The 21,041-nt window shown below is 67.0% G+C and carries 18 protein-coding genes; 6 read left to right on the forward strand and 12 right to left on the reverse strand.

Annotated elements, in window-relative coordinates; translation table 11 throughout:
* Window positions 1–182 precede the first annotated feature (182 nt).
* The 5 genes from J0A91_RS09225 to J0A91_RS09245 all read left to right on the forward strand — a co-directional run bounded on the left by J0A91_RS09225 (window position 183) and on the right by J0A91_RS09245 (window position 8,072).
* Window positions 183–2,522, forward strand: a complete 2,340-nt coding sequence (locus J0A91_RS09225) for a TonB-dependent receptor (protein ID WP_069207181.1) — start codon at window positions 183–185, stop codon at window positions 2,520–2,522.
* Between the two features lie 118 nt (window positions 2,523–2,640).
* A complete protein-coding gene (locus tag J0A91_RS09230) occupies window positions 2,641–3,837 on the forward strand; it encodes a multidrug effflux MFS transporter (protein WP_083224933.1) in 1,197 nt (398 codons plus the stop codon).
* Window positions 3,834–4,514: an ABC transporter ATP-binding protein gene (locus tag J0A91_RS09235; RefSeq protein ID WP_083224589.1), complete on the forward strand. Its 681-nt coding sequence runs from the start codon at window positions 3,834–3,836 to the stop codon at window positions 4,512–4,514. Before J0A91_RS09230 ends, J0A91_RS09235 begins: the two co-directional genes overlap by 4 nt.
* Window positions 4,504–7,017 (forward strand): ABC transporter permease, encoded by a 2,514-nt coding sequence (locus J0A91_RS09240; RefSeq protein WP_069204668.1) that lies wholly within the window; start codon window positions 4,504–4,506, stop codon window positions 7,015–7,017. The genes J0A91_RS09235 and J0A91_RS09240 overlap by 11 nt, the downstream gene beginning before the upstream one ends.
* Window positions 7,017–8,072, forward strand: coding sequence for a lipocalin-like domain-containing protein (locus J0A91_RS09245; RefSeq protein WP_069204669.1), 1,056 nt, complete (start codon window positions 7,017–7,019; stop codon window positions 8,070–8,072). Before J0A91_RS09240 ends, J0A91_RS09245 begins: the two co-directional genes overlap by 1 nt.
* A gap of 14 nt (window positions 8,073–8,086) precedes the next feature.
* Here J0A91_RS09245 and J0A91_RS09250 read toward each other — a convergent pair whose 3' ends face one another.
* The 10 genes from J0A91_RS09250 to J0A91_RS09295 all read right to left on the reverse strand — a co-directional run bounded on the left by J0A91_RS09250 (window position 8,087) and on the right by J0A91_RS09295 (window position 18,197).
* On the reverse strand, window positions 8,087–8,773 hold the full coding sequence (locus J0A91_RS09250) for a response regulator transcription factor (protein ID WP_069204670.1): 687 nt from the start codon (window positions 8,771–8,773) through the stop codon (window positions 8,087–8,089).
* A complete protein-coding gene (locus tag J0A91_RS09255; RefSeq protein ID WP_069204671.1) occupies window positions 8,770–11,436 on the reverse strand; it encodes a sensor histidine kinase in 2,667 nt (888 codons plus the stop codon). Before J0A91_RS09255 ends, J0A91_RS09250 begins: the two co-directional genes overlap by 4 nt.
* Window positions 11,433–12,017: a potassium-transporting ATPase subunit KdpC gene (gene kdpC, locus J0A91_RS09260; RefSeq protein WP_069204672.1), complete on the reverse strand. Its 585-nt coding sequence runs from the start codon at window positions 12,015–12,017 to the stop codon at window positions 11,433–11,435. Before kdpC ends, J0A91_RS09255 begins: the two co-directional genes overlap by 4 nt.
* Before the next feature lie 87 nt (window positions 12,018–12,104).
* Window positions 12,105–14,135, reverse strand: a complete 2,031-nt coding sequence (gene kdpB, locus J0A91_RS09265; RefSeq protein WP_069204673.1) for a potassium-transporting ATPase subunit KdpB — start codon at window positions 14,133–14,135, stop codon at window positions 12,105–12,107.
* Between the two features lie 15 nt (window positions 14,136–14,150).
* Complete coding sequence (kdpA, locus tag J0A91_RS09270) at window positions 14,151–15,854, reverse strand: potassium-transporting ATPase subunit KdpA (protein WP_069204674.1); 1,704 nt, start codon at window positions 15,852–15,854, stop codon at window positions 14,151–14,153.
* A 13-nt stretch (window positions 15,855–15,867) separates the two neighbouring features.
* Entirely contained in the window at window positions 15,868–15,957 is a 90-nt protein-coding gene (gene kdpF / locus J0A91_RS09275) for a K(+)-transporting ATPase subunit F (RefSeq protein WP_069207182.1), read from the reverse strand.
* A gap of 7 nt (window positions 15,958–15,964) precedes the next feature.
* Window positions 15,965–16,147: a hypothetical protein gene (locus tag J0A91_RS09280; protein WP_069204675.1), complete on the reverse strand. Its 183-nt coding sequence runs from the start codon at window positions 16,145–16,147 to the stop codon at window positions 15,965–15,967.
* A gap of 442 nt (window positions 16,148–16,589) precedes the next feature.
* Window positions 16,590–17,648: a ribonucleotide-diphosphate reductase subunit beta gene (locus J0A91_RS09285; RefSeq protein WP_069204676.1), complete on the reverse strand. Its 1,059-nt coding sequence runs from the start codon at window positions 17,646–17,648 to the stop codon at window positions 16,590–16,592.
* A 58-nt stretch (window positions 17,649–17,706) separates the two neighbouring features.
* On the reverse strand, window positions 17,707–17,898 hold the full coding sequence (locus J0A91_RS09290; RefSeq protein WP_069204677.1) for a hypothetical protein: 192 nt from the start codon (window positions 17,896–17,898) through the stop codon (window positions 17,707–17,709).
* Window positions 17,898–18,197 (reverse strand): hypothetical protein, encoded by a 300-nt coding sequence (locus J0A91_RS09295; protein WP_069204678.1) that lies wholly within the window; start codon window positions 18,195–18,197, stop codon window positions 17,898–17,900. The genes J0A91_RS09290 and J0A91_RS09295 overlap by 1 nt, the downstream gene beginning before the upstream one ends.
* Window positions 18,198–18,271: 74 nt before the next feature.
* Between J0A91_RS09295 and J0A91_RS09300 the strand changes: the two genes are divergently transcribed.
* A complete protein-coding gene (locus J0A91_RS09300; RefSeq protein ID WP_069204679.1) occupies window positions 18,272–18,514 on the forward strand; it encodes a DUF2171 domain-containing protein in 243 nt (80 codons plus the stop codon).
* A gap of 82 nt (window positions 18,515–18,596) precedes the next feature.
* Here the strand turns inward: J0A91_RS09300 and J0A91_RS09305 are convergent, their stop codons facing one another.
* Window positions 18,597–19,004 carry an endonuclease domain-containing protein gene (locus J0A91_RS09305; RefSeq protein ID WP_338056986.1) on the reverse strand — a complete coding sequence of 136 codons (408 nt, stop codon included), beginning with the start codon at window positions 19,002–19,004 and terminating at the stop codon, window positions 18,597–18,599.
* Between the two features lie 103 nt (window positions 19,005–19,107).
* Window positions 19,108–21,030: a ribonucleoside-diphosphate reductase subunit alpha gene (locus J0A91_RS09310; protein WP_069204681.1), complete on the reverse strand. Its 1,923-nt coding sequence runs from the start codon at window positions 21,028–21,030 to the stop codon at window positions 19,108–19,110.
* Between the last annotated feature and the right edge of the window lie 11 nt (window positions 21,031–21,041).

Genomic DNA, 21,041 nt, shown 5'->3' on the forward strand with positions numbered 1-21,041 from the left:
AACGGCAGGTCGCCTTAAAAGCAAAATCGCTGTCATCAAAACTACACAATCCGATCCTAGCCGCGATGCAAGGGTCAGCCGCAAAAACCATCGGACGCCTGTTCTTGAGGAACCGGCGCGCGGTGGCGTGCGTGCGGACGAAGCGCTTCGATCGAATCGATCATTTTACCTTGGGGGTTCCCGTGTCCAACTTTACCGTCCGCTCGTTTCTCTTCGTCGGCTGCGCCACCGCCGCGCTGTCGTTCGCGACTGCCGCCTCGGCGCAGGACGCGCCAACGACAGCAGCCGCGAGCGAGGCTGCGCCCGATGGCACGCTCGGCGATATCGTCGTGACGGCCGAGCGGCGTTCGGAGAATCTCCAAAATGTGCCTATCTCGGTCGGCGTGCTCCAGGGCAGCGACCTGCGCGACTATACCGCTGGCGGCAGCGACACGTTGCTCGAACTCGCCAACCGCGTCCCCGGCCTGTATGCCGAGACGACCACCGGCAAGATCTTCCCGCGCTTCTACATCCGCGGCCTCGGCAATATCGATTTCTACCTCGGCGCGTCGCAGCCCGTGTCGATCATCCAGGACGACGTCGTGCTCGAGCATGTCGTGCTCAAGTCGAACCCGGTGTATGACGTCGCCCAGATCGAAGTGCTGCGCGGGCCGCAGGGCACGCTGTTCGGCCGCAACACCACTGCGGGCATCATCAAGTTCGACACCAACAAGCCGACCAACGAGTTCACCGGCCGTGCGACGGCGTCCTACGGCACGTACAATACCGTCACGCTCGATGCTGGCGTCGGCGGGCCGATCGTCAAAGATGTGCTGAAGTTCCGCGTGTCGGGTCTGTACCAGCGCCGCGACAACTGGATCACCAACACCTACACCGGCACCAACAGCGCCGACGGCACCACCGGCGGGAAGGACACTCTGGGCGGCTTCGAGGAGAAGGACATCCGCGTCCAGCTCGAGCTGACTCCGCCGGACACCGGCTTCACCGGCCTGCTCTCGGCACATGCGCGCGATTACAGCGGCACCTCGACGATCTTCCATCGCGGCGGCATCCTCAAGGGCAGCAACGACGTGAGCAACACGCCGCGCGCATTCGTCGGGCTCGACGAAGGTGCTGGCAACCCGCAGGCGTACAAGACCTACGGCACGTCGCTCAACATGAAGAACGATTTCGGCGGCGTCACGCTGACCTCGATCAGCGCCTATGAGACTACCTCGGGCTACAGCCGTGGCGACACCGATGGCGGCGTCGCGACCAACTTCCCGGGCAATTTGTACTTCGGCGAGAGCCAGGGCCGGGTGCGTGATCTCGACCAGCTTACCCAGGAAGTCCGCCTCGCCAACAACAGCACCGGCCGCTTCAAATGGCAGATCGGCGGCATCTATTTCTACTCGCGCGACAATACCGAGTTCGATCAGCGCGGCTTCTTCCTGCTGCCGGGGCAGGCGGCGCGCAACCCGAACAACTATGTCGTGCTGCGCAACATCAACACCTCTTATGCCGGCTTCGGTCAGGCCAGCTATGAGATCGTCCCCAAGCTGACGATCACGGGCGGCGTGCGCGTCACCAACGACGCCAAATCGACTCGCCTCGTTGTCGGGCCGCGCAACGCGGCTGGGGTCTCGACCTTCCCGGCGACGGCGCCGACCTTCGTCCGTCTGTCCGACACGCAGCCGAGCTGGGACGTTGCGCTGCGCTACCAGGCGACCGACGACGTCAGCCTGTTCGCGCGCGTTGCACACAGCTTCCGCGGGCCGACGATCCAGGGCCGCAACGCCGTGTTCAGCTCTGCGTTCGTCACTGCGGGTTCGGAAACGATCACCTCCTATGAGGCTGGCTTCAAATCGAACCTGCTCGGCAACACGCTGCGCTTCAACGCGACCGGCTTCTACTACAAGGTCAAGAACATCCAGTTGAACGGCAACGACGCCAACAACAACGGCCTGCTGTTCAACGCCGATCAGGCACAGGCCTGGGGCGGCGAGGCGGAGCTGACCTGGCGCCCGGTGCCGAACCTGACGATGGGCCTCGGCGCGAGCGTGCTTCACACCGAGATCAACGACAAGCGCGTCTATACGCCGGTGTGCTTCCTCAACGGCGCGGTAACCTGCACCGTGCTCAACCCGACGATTGCCATCCGCAACCCGGCAGGCGTGACGACGGCGACGCTCGCGCAGATCGACGGCAACCCGCTGCCCAACGCGCCGAAATATCAGCTCGATGGCAACGCGCGCTACGACTTCCCGCTCCCCAACGGCGGCAAGCTGTTCGTCGGCGGCGACGTGACGCTCCAGGGCTATACCAGCCTCGTGCCGTACAAGACGGTCGAATACACCACGGACGGCACGTTCGAGGCGGGCCTGAAGGCGGGCTACACCGCACCGGAAGGCGCGTATGAGATCGCCGTGTTCACGCGCAACGTGACCAACGAGAAGAACCTCAAGGGCGTGCTCGACAATTACAATGCGGCGGTCTTCAACGATCCGCGCATCGTCGGCGTTCAGCTCAGCGGCAAGTTCTGATCGTTCGGGGCCGTCCTTCTGGGCGGCCCCGCACCCCGCGCTGCGGCGCAAAAGCTTGTAATGTCGGGCGGGTGCCGCGAAAGGGAGCGGTATGACCGCGCCGACCGCACGCTATCCGATGAGCGAGTTCGAGTTCGTCGCGTTCATCGCCGCATTGATGGCGGTGAACGCGCTGGGCGTCGACCTCATGCTCCCCGCGCTCGCCGACATCGGGCGTGATCTCGCGATCGTCACCGCAAATGATCGGCAGTGGATCGTCACCGCCTATATCTTCGGCTTCGGCATCGGACAGATCTTCTATGGCCCGCTCGCTGACCGGTTCGGGCGCAAGCCGGTGGTGGTGGTGGCGCTGCTGTGTTTCGTGGCGGCGGCGGTGTTCGCGGCGCATTCGGCCTCGTTCGCGGCGCTGCTCGGCGCGCGGGTGTTGCAGGGGCTGACCTCGGCCTCGTCGCGCGTTCTGTCGGTCGCGATCGTGCGCGATCGCTTCTCCGGCCGCCAGATGGCGCGCACCTTGTCGGTCGCGCAGATGATCTTCTTCGTTTTCCCGATCCTCGCGCCGACGCTGGGCAGCGCGGTGCTCGCGTTCGGGCCGTGGCGGCTGATCTTCTATGCGCTCGGCGCCTATACGCTGGTGGTGTTCGTCTGGGCGCTGACGCGCTTCGCCGAAACGCTGCCGCAGGCGCGCCGAGTCCCGATTTCGCTGGCGGCCATGCGCCAGTCCTACCGCCTGACGCTGACCGACCGCTTCTCGATCGGCTATGCGGTGAGCAGCGCGCTGACCTTCGGCGGGATCGTCGCGTTCGTCTCCTCGTCGCAGCAGATTTTCGTCGATGAATTCCACGCCGGCGGCAAGTTCACCATCCTGTTCGCGGTCTGCGCTTTCTCGATGGGGTGCGCCGCCTTCGCCAACAGCCGCCTGGTCGAGCGGCTTGGTATGCGGATGATCTCGCAAAGCGCGGTGTTCGGGCTGATCGCGCTGTCGCTGGTCCACGTCGCGATCATCGCCAGCGGACACGAGACGCTCGTCACCTATATCGTGTTTCAAGCGCTGAGCATGACGTGCATCGCGTTGTGCGGATCGAATTTCGGCGCGATGGCGATGGAGCGGGTCGGCCATATCGCCGGCACCGCCTCCTCGGTGCAGGGGTTCATCTCGAGCGTGGGCGCAGTCGTGGTCGCTGCCGGAATCGGCCAATCCTATGACGGCACCACGCTGCCGCTGGCGCTCGGCTATCTCGGCATTGGCGTCGTCGCGCTGGCGCTGATCCTGTGGATCGAAGGCGGACGGCTGTTCCAGGCACGCGCCGGCGCATGACCGCGCCGCGCCTCGATGTGCGCGGCCTGGGCAAAAGCGTGCCCGGCCCGCGCCGGCTGTTCGCCGGCCTCGATCTTGCGGTGCGCGGCGGCGAACTGGTCGCGATCCTCGGCGAATCGGGGGTCGGCAAATCAACCTTGCTCAACATCCTCGCCGGACTCGACGATGCCGACGAAGGCACCGTCACGATCGAGGGCACCACGCTCGGCCCGCTCGACGAGGCGGCGCGCACGCGGTTGCGCCGCGAGCGGATCGGCTTCGTGTTCCAGGCCTTCCACATCCTGCCGTATCTCACGCTCGCGCAGAACGTCGCGCTGCCGCTCGCCTTGGTGTCGGCCGATGCGCGCGCCGCGCGGACTCGCGCCGAGGCGATGCTGGAGGCGGTCGGCCTCGGCGGGCGCGGCGGCGGCTATGCGCGCGATCTCTCGGGCGGCGAGTTGCAGCGTGTCGCGATCGCCCGCGCGCTCGTTCATGCGCCGGCGCTGATCCTCGCCGACGAACCGACCGGCAACCTCGATCCCGAGACCGCCGCGCGCGTGCTGGCGTTGTTCGGCGGCGCGGTGCGCGAGCGTGGTGCGGCGGGCGTGATCGTCACCCATTCCGACGCGACCGCCGCCATCGCCGACCGCGTGTTGACGCTGACGGCCGAGGGGCTGGTGGAGCGACGTGGCCGCTGAACCGGGGCTTTGGTCCGGGCGGCTCGCGCTCGGCTGGCTGATCGGCGGCGAGTGGCGCTTCCATCCCGGCCGCTTCCTGCTGACGGCGGTGGCGATCGCGGTCGGGGTGGCCCTGGGTTTCGCGGTGCATCTCATCAACGGCTCGGCGCTCGCCTCGTTCGACGGCGCGGTGCGCGGTGTCGGCGGAGGCGCAGAACTGTCGGTACGCGCGACCAGTCCGCTCGGCTTCGACGAGCACCTCTATCCGCGCGTCGCGCGCGCCGCCGGCGTGCGCGACGCCAGCCCGGTGGTGAAGCTCGACGCCCGCATCGGCACCGCACGGCTGACTTTGCTCGGCCTCGACCCGATCCGCGCTGCCGCGGTGACGCCGGCGCTGATCGGCATCGCGCCCGAACGCGGCAACGACACGATGTTCGCTGAAGACGCCGTCTTCCTGTCGCGCGCCGCACTCGCGCAGGCCGGTATGAAGATCGGCGCGCGCGTGGTCATCACCGCCAACGGGCGCAGCGTGCCGCTGCGCATCGTGGGCACGCTGCCGGGCGCGGGTGACACTGCGTCGCTTGCGGTGATCGACATCGCCGCCGCGCAGTGGCGCTTCGGGCGGCTCGGCAAGCTCGACCGGATCGATCTCGCCGTCTCCGACCGTGCCGCCGCCGAGTCCGCGCTCGCCAACCTGCCGGATGCGAGCCTGTCTGCCGCCGAGGCGCAGAACGCGCAAGGGGATGCGCTGTCGCGCGCCTACCGGGTCAATCTCGACATGCTCGCTCTGGTGGCACTGCTGACCGGCGGCTTCCTCGTCTATTCGGCGCAATCGCTGTCGGTGGCGCGGCGGCAGCGCGCTTTCGCGCTGCTCCGCACGCTCGGCATGCCGCGCGGCGGGGTGGTCGCGGCGGTCGCGGTCGAGGGGCTGGCGATCGGCGTGGTCGGCGCAGGCGCGGGCCTCGCGGCGGGCTATGCGATGGCGTGGGCGGCGTTGCAGTGGTTCGGCGGCGATCTCGGTGCGGGCTATTTCGGCGGTGGCATGGTGCAGCTCGCCTTCCAGCCGGGCGCGGCATTCGGTTTCTTCGCGCTCGGCCTCGCCGCCGCCGCGCTCGGCAGCGCCATACCGGCGCGGCTGGCGGCGCGCGCCGCGCCCGCCGCCGCGCTCAAGAACGCAGGCGACGTGCTTGATCCGCGCGCGCGTGTCGCATGGTGGCCGGCGGCTGTGCTGCTGCTCGTCGGCGGCGCGGTGACCTTGCTGCCGCCGGTCGGTGGACTGCCGCTGTTCGGCTTCACCGGCATGGCCTTGCTGCTCGCCGGCGGCGTGGCGGGGGTGCCGTGGTTCGCGCGCGTGCTGCTCACCCCGCTTGCGCGGCGCAGCGGCGCTTCGGTGCCGCGTCGGCTCGCGATCCGCCACCTCCACGGCGCGCCCAATGATGCCGCGACCGCCTTGTGCGGGATCGTCGCCTCGACCGCGCTGATGATCGCGATGGCGACGATGATCACCAGCTTTCGCGGCGCGGTCGACGACTGGCTCGGCCAGGTACTCGGTGCCGACCTGTACCTGCGCACCAACGCGGGCGCGGTGTTCGATCCCGCCACGCAGACGCGGTTGGCGGCTACTCCCGGCATCGCCCGCGCCGCGTTCAGCCGTCAGCTCCCGCTGACAATCGCGCCCGACCGTCCGCCGATCACGCTGATCGCCCGCCCCGAGCAGGGCACGCGCGATCCGTTGCGCGTGCTGATCGCCCCCGCCGTTCCGCTCCCGCCCGGCGCGCGTCCGGCCTGGGTGTCGGAACCGGCGCAGCGGCTCTACGGCTGGAACCCCGGCGACCGCCTGACTCTGCCGATGGGCGGCGGCGCGCGCTTCACTGTCGCGGGGGTGTGGCGCGATTACGGGCGGCAGACCGGCGCGGTGCTGGTCGATGCGCGGGACTATCAGCGCCTCACCGGCGACACCGGGCGCGATGAACTGGCGGCGATGCTGGGCCCCGGCGCTGATGCCACCGCCGTCACCGCCGCGATACAGGCGCGGCTGCCAGCGGATCTGCGCGATCAGGTCGAGATCACCCGGCCCGCCACGTTGCGCCGCTTCGCGCTGACGTTGTTCGATCGCAGTTTCGCCGTCACCTATCTGCTCGAAGCGATTGCCGTCCTCGTCGGTCTCGCCGGCGTCGCCGCGACGATTTCGGCGCAGACGATGGCGCGCGAGCGCGAGTTCGGCATGTTGCGCCATCTCGGTCTCACCCGCCGCCAGCTCACCGCGATGCTTGCCACCGAAGGCGCTTTGGTCGGACTGACCGGCGCGCTCGCCGGCATCGCGCTCGGGCTGGTGCTGGCGCAGGTGCTGATCCACGTCATTAACCCGCAGTCTTTCAACTTCACGATGAGCACGCGAATCCCGTTCGGCACGCTCGCGGCGGTGGCGGCGGCGCTGTCGGGCGCGGCGGCGGCGACCGCGATCGTCGCTGGCCGTCGCGCGACCGCGCGTGGCGCGGTGCAATCGGTACGGGAGGATTGGTGATGCTGCGCTGGATGTTCGGCCTCGCCCTCGCCGCGGCTGCACCGGCGGCCACCCCCTATCCGGTGGTCCAGCCCGGCATCGTACTTCGCTTCCCGCAGGACCACGGCGCGCATCCCGCGTTCCGCACCGAATGGTGGTACGTCACCGGTTGGCTGCGCACCGCGCGCGGCGACGATCTCGGTTTTCAGGTGACGTTCTTCCGCACCCGCCCGCAGACCGACCCCCGCAATCCAAGCCTCTTCGCGCCCGCGCAGGTGCTGTTCGCGCACGCCGCTCTGTCCGATCCGAAGACGGGCCGCCTGCTCCACGGCGAGCGCGCCGCGCGCGCCGGCTTCGGTCTGGCACAGGCGCGCGAGCGTGACGCCGATGTCGCGATCCGCGACTGGCAGATGCGGCGGCTCCCCGACGGGCGCTGGGCGACGGATGTCACCGTCGATGGCTTCGCGCTGACTTTGGCGCTCAGCCCGACCCAGCCGCCGCTGCCGCAAGGACAAAGCGGCTACAGCCGCAAGGGACCGCGCCCGGAGGAGGCGAGCTATTATTACTCGATCCCGCATCTGCGCGTCGGCGGCCGGGTGACGCGGGCAGGCACGACCGAGCCGGTGACCGGCGAGGCGTGGCTCGATCGCGAATGGTCGTCCGATTATCTGGCGCCGCAAGCGCAGGGGTGGGACTGGACCGGCCTCAACTTCGACGATGGCAGCGCACTGATGGCGTTCCGCATCCGCCGCAAGGGTGGCGGCACGCTTTGGGCGGGCGGCGCCTTCCGTCGCGCCGATGGTACGCGCACGGTGTTCGCGCCCGGCGACGTATCCTTCCGCCCGCTCGCCACCTGGCGCAGCCCCGCCACCGGCGCGACCTATCCGGTCGCGCAGCAGCTCAGCGTGCGGTTGGCCGACGGCATCCACCGCTGGCGCCTGCAACCTTTGTTCGCCGCGCAGGAACTCGACACCCGCCGCAGCGGCATGCCGGTATACTGGGAAGGCGCGGTGCGGACGGAGGGCGGGCGCGGCTATCTGGAACTGACCGGATACGACAAGCCGCTCGCGATGTAAGGGCAGGGGGCGGATCAGCCCGGCGTCAGCAGCCGATATCCCACGCCAAGTTCGTTCGCGACCACCGATCCGATCGCGTCGGCCGGCTCGATCTTCTGGCGCAGATTGCGGATGACGATTCGCAGATATTCGATCTTGCGGTCGTGATCGAGCGGCCACGCCGCCGCGAGGATGCGCTGGTGCGTCACCACGCGCCCCGGCGCGTCGGCAAGACACGCCAGCACGTCATATTCCTTGCGGGTGAGATGCACGTCCTCGCCGGCGCGGCGGACGCGGCGGTGTTCGAAATCGATCTCCACGTCGCCGGCGCGTAAGCTCTTCGGCTTGGGCCGATGCCCCGTGTGGCGCAGCGCCACCCGCAGCCGCGCCAGCAATTCCTCCGAATCGAACGGCTTGGTGACGTAATCGTCCGCGCCCAGATCGAGCGCCGCGACCTTCTGGTCGGTCTCGTCGCGCGCCGAAACGACGAGGATCGTCGCCTCGCCCATTTTGCGCAGCAACGGCACCAGCGAAAGCCCGTCGCGGTCGGGCAGGCCGAGGTCGAGCAGGATCGCGGTCGGCGTATAGCGCTCCGCCGCCTTCAGCGCCTCGGCCCCGTTCGCCGCCTCGACCACGACATAGCCGGCACGTTCGAGCGTGTTGCGCAGCAGCCGGCGGAGCGATTGCTCGTCGTCGACGACGAGGATGGTGGCATCGCTCACAAAATCAGGTCTCCGTCGCTGTCGCGGACCAGCAGGGCCTTGGGGAAGATCAGCCGGAACTCGGCGCCCGTGCCGTCCTCGCGGTTGCCGGCGCGTACCGCCATGCCCATCGCCTCGGCGAACGCCTTGACGATCGCGAGACCAAGCCCGGTGCCGCCGATCTGGCGATCCGACCCCTGCAACCGCCGGAACGTCTCGAACACCTCGGTCTCGCGCCCCGGCGGGATGCCCGGCCCCTGATCGAGCACCGACAGCGTCAGCGTGTCGTGGCGATGCACCCCGCGCACCGTCACCGGCGTGCCCGGATCGGCATAGCGGCCGGCATTGTCGAGCAGGTTGAGCAGGCAATGGTGGAGCAATTGCGGATCGACCCGCACCAGCGGCAGATTGGGCGGCACGTCGAGCACGATCGCATGCCCCTCCAGCGCGCGCCGCGCGTCCTGCGCCGCGCCCGCCACCGCGTCGGACAGATCGACCGGCTCGAGCGCAAGCGTCAGCGCGCCCGCCTCGACTCGTGCCATGTCGAGCAGATTGGCGACGAAGCGGTTGAGCCGCGCCGACTCGCTTTGCAGCGTGGCGATCAGTTCGGGCGTCGCGCCCTGCTCGAGCTGGCCGGCGGCGGCGATCATCGCGGTCAGCGGGGTGCGCAGATCGTGGCTGACCGAGGAGAGCAGCGCTGCGCGCAGCCGGTCGCGCTCGCGCAGGCGATCGACATCGCGCATGTCCGCCTCCAGCCGCAACCGTTCGAGCAACAGCGCGGCCTGATCGATCAGCCCGGTCAGCAGCGGCAGTTGGTCGGCGCGCAGCGGCTCGGCGCTGTCGTCGCGCGCCATGCCCAGCACCGCGAGCGTGCGTTCGCCCGCGCGCATCGGCCGGAACAGCCATTCCGAGGCGGCGAGCGTATCCGATCCGCGCCCGGCGGGCGTGCCGGTGTCGAGCGCCCATTGCGCGGCGGCGAGTTCCATCGTCTCCAGCCGCACCTCGGTATTGGCGGCTTGCAGGACGAGGCCGGTGCCGGTCGGCGCGGGGACGAGCAGCATCGTGCGGAAATCGAACAGCCGCCCGATCTCCTCGCAGATCGCGCGCGACAGCGCCTCGGCATCGTTGATCGCGCCGAGCTGGCGCAGGAAACCGGCGAGCGCGGCATTGGCGCGCGCGCTCGCCGCCGCCAGATCGGCTTGCGCGCGCACCCGCGACGTAAGCTGGCTGGTCGCCAGTGCGACGCCGAGCAACACCAGTACCGAGATGACGTTCTCGGGATTGTTGATCGTCAGCGTACCCGTCGGCGGCAGGAAGAAGAAGTTGTAGGCGAGCGACGACAACACCCCGGCGAACAGCCCGGTGCGCAAGCCAAACAGGCTCGCCGCCGCCATCACCGGCAGCAGATACAGCAACGCGACATTGCCGAGGTTGAGGATGTGAAACAGCCCGTTGGCGACGGCGGTGACGCCGCCAACCATCAGCGCGGTCCACCCATAGCCGGAACGGCTGCCCCAATGGCCGGGCCGCAACCGCAGCGTGCGTGGTGCCATGCCCTCGATCGGCAGGACATGCACCGCGACCCCGGGCGTTTCGCGCACCAGCCGATCGACGACCGAGCCGTAGCGCAGTTCGAACCAGCGCGATCGCACCGATTTGCCGACCACGAGCTGGGTGGCGCGGGCGTTGGCGGAGAACGCCTTCAGCCCCTCGATCACCGAAGCGGCCGGCACCGTCGCGGCCGCCGCGCCGAGCTGCGTGGCGAGGTTCAGCACCTTGGCGATCTGGCGATGCTCGTCGTCGCTGAACCCCTGCGTGCGTGGCGTCTCGACATGCAGCGCGGTCCAGGGCGCATGTAGCGAATCGGCGATCCGCTTGCCGGCGCGTACCAGTCCCTCGGCGCCCGGTGCCTCGCTCACCGCCACGACGATCCGCTCGCTGCCTGCCCAGGTGCCGCCGACGCCGAGCGCGCGGACATGGTCGAGCATCTGCGCATCGACCGCCTGCGCCGCGCGGCGCAGCGCCAGTTCGCGAAGAGCGGACAGGTTCGACTTGGAGAAGAAATGCGACAGCGCCCGCGTCGCCTCCTGTGGCAGATAGACCTTGCCGTCCTTCAGCCGCTCGATCAGCTCGTCGGGCGGAATATCGACCACCTCGATCTCGGCGTTTTCGAGGATGCTGTCGGGCACGGTCTCGCGCACCCGCACGCGCGTGAACGAGGCGACGACGTCGTTGAGGCTTTCGACATGCTGGATGTTGAGCGTGGAATAGACGTCGATTCCGGCATCGAGCAGCTCGACGACATCCTGATAGCGTTTGGGGTGGCGGCTGCCCGGCGCGTTGGTGTGGGCGAGTTCATCCACCAGCACGAGCCGGGGGCTGCGCGCGAGAATCGCGTCGAGGTCCATTTCCTGAAGCGTGCCGCCGGCATGCGCCACCGCGCGGCGCGGTATGATCTCATAGCCGCGCGTGAGTTGCTCGGTTTCGATCCGTCCGTGAGTCTCGACCACGCCGATGACGACATCCACCCCGGCCTTGATGCGGCTGCGTCCGTCGCTCAGCATCTCGAAGGTCTTGCCGACGCCGGGCGCCGCCCCGAGGAAGATCTTCAGCCGCCCCTTACCCTCCTGCGCCGCCTGGCGCAGAAGGGCATCGGGGGACGGACGGCCGGTCGTGTCGGTCAACGCGTGGACCCAACACCATCGAGCGCGCGGTTGAGCGCCAGCACGTTGACATGCGGCTCACCGACCACGCCGAGCAGCGGCCGTTCGACATGATCCATCACGAGCGCGCGCACCTTTTCAACCGGCAAGCCGCGCACCTTAGCGATACGCTGCGTCTGATACAAAGCCGCCTCGGGGCTAAGATCGGGATCAAGCCCCGAGGCAGAGGCCGTCACCAGATCGGCGGGGACTTTCATCCCTGGTGCGGAAGGCTTCGCGGCGGCGACATCGGCACGCACGCGGTCGGCAAGCGCCTGCGAGGTCGGGCCATAGTTCGAACCGGACGAGGCGAGGCCGTCATAGCCTTTACCCGCCGCCGAAGGACGTGTCTTGAAATAGCGGTCGCCGGTGAAGGCCTGACCGATCACGGTCGAGCCGATCACCTTGCCGCCTTGCGAGATCAGGCTGCCATTGGCCTGGCTCGGGAAGAGCGTCTGGCCGATGCCGGTCAGCGCGAGCGGATAGGCGATCCCGAGCAGCAGCGCGAACAGCAGGGTCATGACCAGGGCGGGACGCAGTGCGGAAGTTATATCGTTGTTCATGGTCGTTTTCTCCACCGTTCGCCCCGAGCGAAGTCGAGGGGCCTCGCGGGTGCCTCGACTTCGCTCGGCACGAACGGGTTGCTTGGTTCAGGCGAGACCGAGGCCGGTGACGGCCAGGTCGATGATCTTGATGCCGATGAACGGGGCGACGAGGCCGCCCAGGCCATAGACGGCGAGGTTGCGGGCGAGCAGCGGGCCGGCCCCCATCGGTTTGTACGCCACGCCCTTCAGCGCGAGCGGCACCAGCAGCGGGATGATCAGCGCGTTGAAGATGATCGCCGACAGGATCGCCGATTGCGGCGTCGCCAACCCCATCACGTTGAGCACCGCGAGGCCCGGATAGAGCACCACGAACATCGCCGGGATGATCGCGAAATATTTGGCGACATCGTTGGCGACCGAGAAGGTGGTGAGCGCCCCGCGCGTCATCAGCAATTGCTTGCCGAGACCCACGACCTCGATCAGCTTGGTCGGATCGCTGTCGAGATCGACCATGTTGCCGGCCTCGCGCGCGGCTTGCGTGCCGGTGTTCATCGCGACGCCGACATCTGCCTGCGCGAGCGCCGGCGCGTCGTTGGTGCCGTCACCGCACATTGCGACGAGGCGGCCGCCCTGTTGCTCCTTGCGGATCAGCGCGAGCTTGTCCTCGGGTGTCGCTTGCGCGAGGAAATCATCGACCCCCGCCTCGGCGGCGATCGCGGCGGCGGTCAGCGGGTTGTCGCCGGTAATCATGACCGTGCGGATGCCCATCTGGCGCAGCTCGCCGAAGCGCTCGCGGATCCCGGCCTTGACGACATCCTTGAGGAAGATCGCGCCGAGCAGCCGCCCGTCCTGCGCGACCGCCAGCGGCGTGCCGCCGGCGCGCGCGATCTCGTCGGTGATGCGGCGCAATTCGGTCGCTGCCGCGGTTTCGCCAGCACCCGGATTGGCGCGCAGGATCGAATCGACCGCGCCCTTCTGGATCAGCGAACCCGCGATCTGCACGCCCGAAATCCGCGTCTGCGCGGTGAACGGGATCACCTCGGCACCCGCCGGCAGGGCGGTGGTGGTGACCGCGAATTGCTCGCGCGCCAACACCACGATCGAGCGGCCTTCGGGGGTTTCGTCGGCGAGGCTGGCGAGCAAAGCCGCTTCGGCGAGATCGGTCTGGCTCGCGCCGCCGACCGCGCGGAATTCCGAAGCCTGCCGGTCACCCACCGTGATGGTGCCGGTCTTGTCGAGCAACAGCACGTCGATGTCGCCCGCCGCCTCGACCGCGCGGCCCGATTTGGCGAGCACGTTGAAGCGCACCAGCCGGTCCATGCCGGCGATTCCGATCGCCGACAGCAAGGCGGCGATCGTGGTCGGGATCAGCGTGATGAGCAGTGCCGCGAGCATCGCCACCGGAATGCCGCCGCCGGCATAGCTGGCGAAGCCGGGTATGGTGGCGACTGCGATCAGGAAGATGATCGTCAGCCCGACCAGCAGGATCGTCAGCGCGATCTCATTGGGCGTCTTCTGGCGCTCGGCGCCCTCGACGAGTGCGATCATGCGGTCGAGAAAACCCTGGCCCGGATTGACCGTCACCCGCACCTTGATCCGGTCTGAAAGGACTCGCGTGCCGGCGGTGACGGCGGAGCGGTCGCCGCCGGCCTCACGGATCACCGGCGCGCTTTCGCCGGTGATCGCCGCTTCATTGACCGAGGCGACACCCTCGACGACTTCGCCGTCGGAGGGGATCAATTCGCCGGTTTCGACCACGACGACATCCCCGATGCGCAGCGCGCTGGCGGCGACGTCCTCGACGCCTGCGCCTTTCACGCGCTTGGCGGTGAGTTCCGCCTTGGTCGCGCGCAGCGACGCGGCCTGCGCCTTGCCGCGGCCCTCGGCGATGGCTTCGGCGAAGGTGCCGAACAGCACCGTCAGCCACAGCCAGATCACGAGCTGGAGCTTGAAGCCGATGCCGAGACCGTCATGCCCGACGACGAGCAGCAAGGTCAGCAGTGTGGCGACGATCGCTGTGGTGAACATCACCGGGTTGCGGATCAGCTCACGCGGGTTGAGTTTGCGGAACGCGTCCCCGATCGCGGGTACGATCAGATCGGCGGTGAACAGAGATTTTGCAGCCGTGCGTGCCATTGTGGCGGCCCCCGATCAGAAGGTTTTGCCGGCGATCATCGCGAGATGATCGGCGATGGGACCGAGCGCGAGGCTCGGCAGGAAGGTCAGGCCGCCGAGGATCATGATGATGCCGACGAGCAGACCGACCCACAGAGCGCCCGTGGTCGGGAACGAACCGGCCGAAGCCGGCGTGTATTTCTTGGCGGCGAGGCTGCCGGCGATGGCGAGCATCGGCACGATCACGAAGAACCGCCCCAGCCACATCGCGACGCCGAGCATGGCGTTGTAATAGGGCGTGTTCGCGCTGATGCCGGCGAAGGCCGAGCCGTTGTTGCCGACCGCGCTGGTGAAGGCATACAGGATCTCGCCGAAGCCGTGCGGCCCCTTGTTGAGCGGTCCCGCCAAGCCGTCTGCGACCACCGATGAGATCGCCGTCATGCCGAGGATGACGAGCGGCAGGATCGCGATCGCCAGCACCGCCAGCTTCACTTCGCGCGCCTCGATCTTCTTGCCGACATATTCGGGCGTGCGGCCGACCATCAGCCCGGCGACGAACACCGCCAGGATGGCGAACAGCAGGAAGCCGTAGATGCCCGCGCCGACGCCGCCGACGACGACCTCGCCCAACTGGATGTTGAACAGCGGGATCATCCCGCCGAGCGCGGTGAAGCTGTCATGCATCGCATTGACCGCGCCGCATGACGCCGCCGTGGTGACGACCGCGAACAGCGAGGAGGCGACGATGCCGAAGCGCACCTCCTTGCCCTCCATATTGCCCCCGGCGACGCCGAGATGGTGCAGGATCGGGTTGCCGGCGGCTTCCTGCCAATAGGCGACGGTGGTGCCGGCGAGGAACAGGATCACCATCACCGACAGGATCGCCCAGCCCTGCTTGGTGTTGCCGACCGCCTTGCCGAACGTCCAGGTCAGCCCGAACCCGATCACGAAGATCGACAGCATCTCGACGAGGTTGGTGAGCGCGGTCGGGTTTTCGAACGGATGCGCGCTGTTGGCGTTGAAGAAGCCGCCGCCGTTGGTGCCGAGCATCTTGATCGCTTCCTGGCTCGCCACCGGGCCGAGTGCGAGCGTCTGCTTGACGCCTTCCAGCGTCGCCACATCGACCGATCCGGCGAGCGTCTGCGGCACGCCGCTGGCGATCAGGAACAGCGCGTAAACGATCGAGATCGGCAGCAGCAGGTAGAGCGTGACGCGCGTGCAATCCGCCCAGAAATTGCCGACCGTCTTCGCCTCACGCCGCGCGAACCCGCGGAACAGCGCAAAGGCGAGCGCGATGCCGGTCGCCGACGACAGGAAATTGTGGATCGTCAGCCCGAGCATCTGCGACAGGTTCGACATCGTCGATTCGCCGGCGTAGCTCTGCCAGTTGGTGTTGGTGGTGAAGCTGATCGCGGTGTTGGCGGCGAGATGCTGGCTGGTGCCAGCAAAGCCGAGCGGGTTGCCCGGCAGCACGCCCTGCAACCGCAGGATCGCGTAGGTGAACATCATCAGCACCGCGTTGAACAGCAGCATGTGGACGGCATAGCGCCGCCAGCCCTGTTCCTGCGTTGGGTCTATCCCGGCGAGCCGGTAGAAACCGCGCTCGACCGGGCCGAGAACGCTGTGGAGCGGCGTGCGCCGCCCCTCGTAGAGCGCGTGCAGCCACAGCCCCATCGGCTTGGTGAGCGCGAGGAGAATGCCGACGAACGCGGCGATGAGAATCCAACCCTGGATGGTCATGGATGCGCTCCCTTCAGAAGCGTTCGGGCCGGACGAGCACGGCCACGAGATAGAGAAGCAGACCGATAGTGGTCAGCGCGGCGAGCCAGAGGTCGAGCGTCATCGCCGCCTCACGCATTGTCGCAGAGGCGGACATAGGCGAGCGTTGCCGCCACCAGCCCGGCCATCGCCGCGATCCAGAGCAGATCCTGCATGGGATATTCCTTTCGAAATGCGAACGGGAAGACACGCCCGCGCACGCGGCGGGCGCGCGGGTTCAGGCGGGCCGGGCCGCCGGGAAGGGTCTGGCGCAAAGCGGATTAGCGGCAGCGGCGCGGGCCGGCCGTACAAAGGCACCTGTCATGATCGTCCTCGATCACGATGCGCCGCGCCCGACTTCCGGCCGCGGACCCTCGTGAGGACGCCTAATTAGGCTCGACTCGCATAGGGTTTCGAGATCGATTCCCGGAGGAGCGCATAGGTTTTACATAGTATTTGCGCGGTGTGCCGGCATCTGCAGCCGGTCCGCCCCGGACAATGGTCGACGGGCTTGAATACTGCCGCTCGTCCTGAGTAGCGGCTGAGCGAAGTCGAAGACGCGTATCGAAGGACAGGCCCTGCGCGCAACCTGTGCTTCGATACGATCTCTCGATACGGGCCGTTGGCCCTACTCGATCTTCACTCAGCACGAACGGTAGGAAGCAATCTCAACAAAACTCGGGCGGGGCGGCCCAAGCCGCCCCGCCCGAAGTCACCTCACTCCGCCGCTACGCCGGCACGCGAGAACATGTCGCCGCCCTGATCGCCGGCATCCTCGTTCGCGGCAGGGCCGGCCTTGGCCTTCTGGCGCGTGTCGAACGAATCCCACACCTCGTTCCAGTTGCCGCGAGTCGCCGCCTTCGAATATTCGGTCGCGCGCTGCTCGAAGAAATTGGCGTGCTCGACGCCGTTGAGCATGGGCGCGAGCCAGGGCAGGGGATGTTCGTCGATCATGTAGATCGGCTTCATGCCGAGTTGCCCCAGCCGCCAGTCGGCGATGTAGCGGATGTACTTCTTGATCTCCTTGGGGGTCATGCCGTTGACCGGCCCCATCTCGAACGCGAGATCGATGAAGTTATCTTCCAGATGCACTGTCGTTTGGCACATGTCGCGAATGTCCGACTTGACCGACTTGGTGAAACAGTCGCGTTCACGCACGAACGTGTGGAACAGCTTGATGATGCCCTCGCAATGCAGGCTCTCGTCGCGGATCGACCAGGTGACGATCTGCCCCATGCCCTTCATCTTGTTGAAGCGCGGGAAGTTCATCAGCATCGCGAAGCTGGCGAAGAGCTGAAGCCCCTCGGTGAAGCCGCCGAACATCGCCAGCGTCTTGGCGATATCCTCGTCGCTGTCGACGCCGAAGGTCTGCAGGTAATCGTGCTTGTCCTTCATCTCGCTATATTCGAGGAAGGCGCCATACTCACTCTCGGGCATGCCGATCGTGTCGAGCAGATGGCTGTATGCGGCGATATGCACCGTCTCCATGTTGGAGAAGGCGGCGAGCATCATCTTGATCTCGGTCGGCTTGAAGATGCGGCCGTATTTCTCGTGGTAGCAATCCTGCACCTCGACATCGGCCTGGGTGAAGAAGCGGAAGATCTGCGTGAGCAAATTGCGCTCGTGATCGCTGAGCTTCTGCGCCCAATCGCGGCAATCCTCGCCGAGCGGCACTTCCTCCGGCATCCAGTGGATCTGCTGCTGACGCTTCCAGAAATCGAACGCCCAGGGGTATTCGAACGGCTTGTACTGCTTGCGGGCTTCGAGGAGGGACATGGGGTACGCCTTTCGGTCTTAAATCAGAAAAAATTGGAAGAAATTGTCGCGGGGCCGCTCACGCCGTCACCCACGCCATCGTCGCGAAACCGGCGAGGAACAGCGCCGCCGCTGCCAGCATCGCGCCGCCGATGCGTTTGCGATAGGTCGCCGCCGCATCCCCCGCCCGGCCCGAGCGGGCGACCAGCGCGACGCCGCACACGAACGCGCCGCCCGCACACGCATCGATCGCGATCAGCGCGCGCGGCATCACCGCCGCACCGTCCGAGTCACATAGACGGTCCGCGTGCGGTGCGAGCCGACGCCGAGGAACACGATGCCGATGAAATAGCCGAAATCATACCAGCCGCCCTGATTGGGCACGGCATAGACCGCCACCCCCTGAACGAACAGCGACAGCACCCACGCCACCGGGAAGATGAAGCCGTGCCACACCCCCAGCAGGAAGCCCGGCGTGTCGGGCGTATGCTGCACCGAACTCGCGACGCGGTGCGCGCAGGCGGCCAGCGCGAGCGTCAGTGCCAGCAGCGGAATCAGGCGGTGTTTCATCTCACTCTCTCGCTTGCATCGTTTCGCGCGCGTATGCGTTCAGCCCCGGCAACCACAACGCAGGAGCATTGCACATGGCCGACACGAGCGCGATCAAAGAGCATATGGAAGTCATCGGCGCCGACGGCGTCCATGTCGGCACCGTCGATCATCTCGATGGCGACCGCATCAAGCTGACCAAGAAGGACAGCGGGGAAGGCAGCCATGAGGGGCACCACCACTACATCTCGCTCGGCCTCGTCGCCGACGTCGAAGGCGACAAGGTCCGCCTCAGCGCCAACGCCGACGTCGCCGTGACGTTCGAAGAAGAAGCGTAAGCCGATTTCTTCTTTCCCTCTCCCCATGTGGGAGAGGGAGGGAGCCGCAAAGCGGCGGAAGGGTGAGGGGGCCGAGGCGAGGTTACGCTTCATAATTCCCCCTCATCCGGCCCTTCGGGCCACCTTCTCCCACAAGGGGAGAAGGAAGGTGGTCAGCGACCACTGCAATGACGCCTTCGATATTCGTCATCACATCGTTGTTCCAGAAGCGGATCAGGCGATAGCCCTCGCCTTCGATGAAGCGCGTGCGTTTCTCATCTTTCGCCGCAGTATCGGCATGCTGGCCGCCGTCGATCTCGATGACCAGCCGCGCCCGATGCGAGCAGAAATCGGCATGATAGACGCCAAGTGGCACCTGAAACCGGAATTTCGCCTCGGGAAAGGCGTCGCGCAAAGCGCGGCGGATGTGCTTCTCCGCTTCGGTCGCATCGCGGCGGAGTTGGCGCGATCGATCCGTGGTAGACGCAGGCAGCCGTTGCCGCTTAGTCAGGCCATCGGCATCGCCCCTCACCCTCCCACGCGGTTGCGCGGCGCGGGTGTCTCCCTCTCTCACAAGGAAAGAGGGGTAATAAGGGCGACCTAGCTCCGCCACCTCACTGGCACGCCAGACATTCGTCGTAATCCGTGCTCTCGCCCAGCTCGAACTTCGGCGCGTCGATCGTGTTGTCGGCTTCCACCCCGCCCGCGAAGCCGGCGCGCTGAACCGATTTCGAACGCAGGTAATACAGCGACTTGATGCCCAACTCCCACGCGCGGAAGTGCAGCATCAGCAGATCCCACTTCTCGACATCGGCGGGGATGAACAGGTTGAGCGAGGTCGACTGGTCGATATACGGCGTGCGGTCGGCTTGAAGCTCGATCAGCCAGCGCTGGTCGATCTCGAAGCTGGTCTTGTAGCAATCCTTTTCCTCGGGGGTGAGGAAATCGAGATGTTGCACCGATCCGCCGCGCTCCAGAATCGAGTTCCACACCGCTTCGGCATTGCGCGCCTTGTCGATCAGCAATTTCTCGAGATACGGATTGCGGATCGAGAAGCTGCCCGACAGCGTCTTGTGCGTATAGACGTTGGCCGGGATTGGCTCGATGCACGCGCTGGTGCCGCCGCAGATGATCGAGATCGACGCAGTTGGCGCGATCGCCATCTTGCACGAGAAACGCTCCATCACGCCGCGGTCGGCGGCATCAGGGCAGGGGCCGCGCTCGACCGCGAGGTGCATCGAGGCTTCGTCGACCTGCGCCTTGATGTGCTTGAACATGCGCAGGTTCCACGATTTCGCCATCGCGCCTTCGAAGGCGAGCCCGCGCGCCTGCAGGAACGAGTGGAAGCCCATCACGCCCAGACCGACCGAGCGCTCGCGCATCGCCGAATAGGCGGCGTGCTCCATGCCCGGTTCGGCGCGGTCGATGAAATCCTGAAGCACATTGTCGAGGAACCGCATCACGTCCTCGATGAAGCCCTTGGCGTCCTTCCACTGGTCCCACGTCTCGAAGTTGAGCGAGGACAGGCAGCACACCGCGGTGCGATCGTTGCCGAGATGGTCCTTGCCGGTCGGCAGCGTGATCTCGCTGCACAGGTTCGAGGTCGAGACCTTGAGGCCGAGCTCGCGGTGATGCTTCGGCATGTTCTTGTTCACGTGATCGGCGAAGACGATATACGGTTCGCCGGTGGCGAGCCGAGTCTCGACGAGCTTCTGGAACAACGCGCGCGCGTTGATCGTGCTGCGCACCGATCCGTCCTTGGGGCTGATCAGATCCCAGTCGGCGCCGTCGCGCACCGCCTCCATGAAGGCGTCGGGAATCAGCACGCCGTGGTGCAGGTTGAGCGCCTTGCGGTTGAAGTCGCCCGAGGGTTTGCGGATTTCGAGGAACTCCTCGATCTCGGGATGCGAGACGTCGAGATAGCAGGCCGCCGAGCCGCGCCGCAGTGAGCCTTGGCTGATCGCCAGCGTCAGCGAATCCATCACCCGCACGAACGGGATGATGCCGCTGGTCTTGCCGTTGAGGCCGACCGGCTCGCCGATGCCGCGGACGTTGCCCCAATAGGTGCCGATGCCGCCGCCGCGCGAGGCGAGCCACACGTTCTCGTTCCAGGTATCGACGATGCCGTTGAGGCTGTCGGGCACCGAGTTGAGGAAGCACGAGATCGGCAGGCCGCGCCCGGTGCCGCCGTTCGATAGCACCGGCGTCGCCGGCATGAACCACAATTGCGAAATGTAATCGTACAGCCGCTGTGCGTGGCCGGCATCGTCGGCATAGGCCGAGGCGACTCGCACGAACAGATCCTGGAAGCGCTCGCCGGGCAGCAGATAGCGGTCGGTCAGCGTCTCCTTGCCGAAATCGGTGAGCAGGCCGTCACGCGAATGATCGACCTCGACCGGATAGAGCTGCGCGCGCACCGCCTTCGAATCGCCGCGCTCGGCCAGCTTGCGGTCGGCGCCGTTGCTATCGACTTTCATCGCTTCGATCGTGTCGGTCGCCATGTCTACGCTCACTTCCTGGGTGTCCCTGAAATCCATCGGTATCGCCC

The organism is Sphingomonas panacis (assembly GCF_001717955.1).
GTDB classification, from domain to species: Bacteria; Pseudomonadota; Alphaproteobacteria; order Sphingomonadales; family Sphingomonadaceae; genus Sphingomonas; species Sphingomonas panacis.

Excerpts from the sequence above, each read along its gene's own strand:
- J0A91_RS09230 (WP_083224933.1), top strand. The coding sequence starts at position 2,641 with ATGAGCGAGTTCGAGTTCGTCGCGTTCATCGCCGCATTGATGGCGGTG.
- J0A91_RS09235 (WP_083224589.1), top strand. The coding sequence starts at position 3,834 with ATGACCGCGCCGCGCCTCGATGTGCGCGGCCTGGGCAAAAGCGTGCCC.
- J0A91_RS09245 (WP_069204669.1), top strand. The coding sequence starts at position 7,017 with ATGCTGCGCTGGATGTTCGGCCTCGCCCTCGCCGCGGCTGCACCGGCG.
- kdpC (WP_069204672.1), bottom strand. The coding sequence starts at position 12,017 with ATGAACAACGATATAACTTCCGCACTGCGTCCCGCCCTGGTCATGACC.
- kdpB (WP_069204673.1), bottom strand. The coding sequence starts at position 14,135 with ATGGCACGCACGGCTGCAAAATCTCTGTTCACCGCCGATCTGATCGTA.
- kdpA (WP_069204674.1), bottom strand. The coding sequence starts at position 15,854 with ATGACCATCCAGGGTTGGATTCTCATCGCCGCGTTCGTCGGCATTCTC.
- kdpF (WP_069207182.1), bottom strand. The coding sequence starts at position 15,957 with ATGACGCTCGACCTCTGGCTCGCCGCGCTGACCACTATCGGTCTGCTT.
- J0A91_RS09285 (WP_069204676.1), bottom strand. The coding sequence starts at position 17,648 with ATGTCCCTCCTCGAAGCCCGCAAGCAGTACAAGCCGTTCGAATACCCC.
- J0A91_RS09290 (WP_069204677.1), bottom strand. The coding sequence starts at position 17,898 with ATGCCGCGCGCGCTGATCGCGATCGATGCGTGTGCGGGCGGCGCGTTC.
- J0A91_RS09295 (WP_069204678.1), bottom strand. The coding sequence starts at position 18,197 with ATGAAACACCGCCTGATTCCGCTGCTGGCACTGACGCTCGCGCTGGCC.
- J0A91_RS09300 (WP_069204679.1), top strand. The coding sequence starts at position 18,272 with ATGGCCGACACGAGCGCGATCAAAGAGCATATGGAAGTCATCGGCGCC.
- J0A91_RS09310 (WP_069204681.1), bottom strand. The coding sequence starts at position 21,030 with ATGGATTTCAGGGACACCCAGGAAGTGAGCGTAGACATGGCGACCGAC.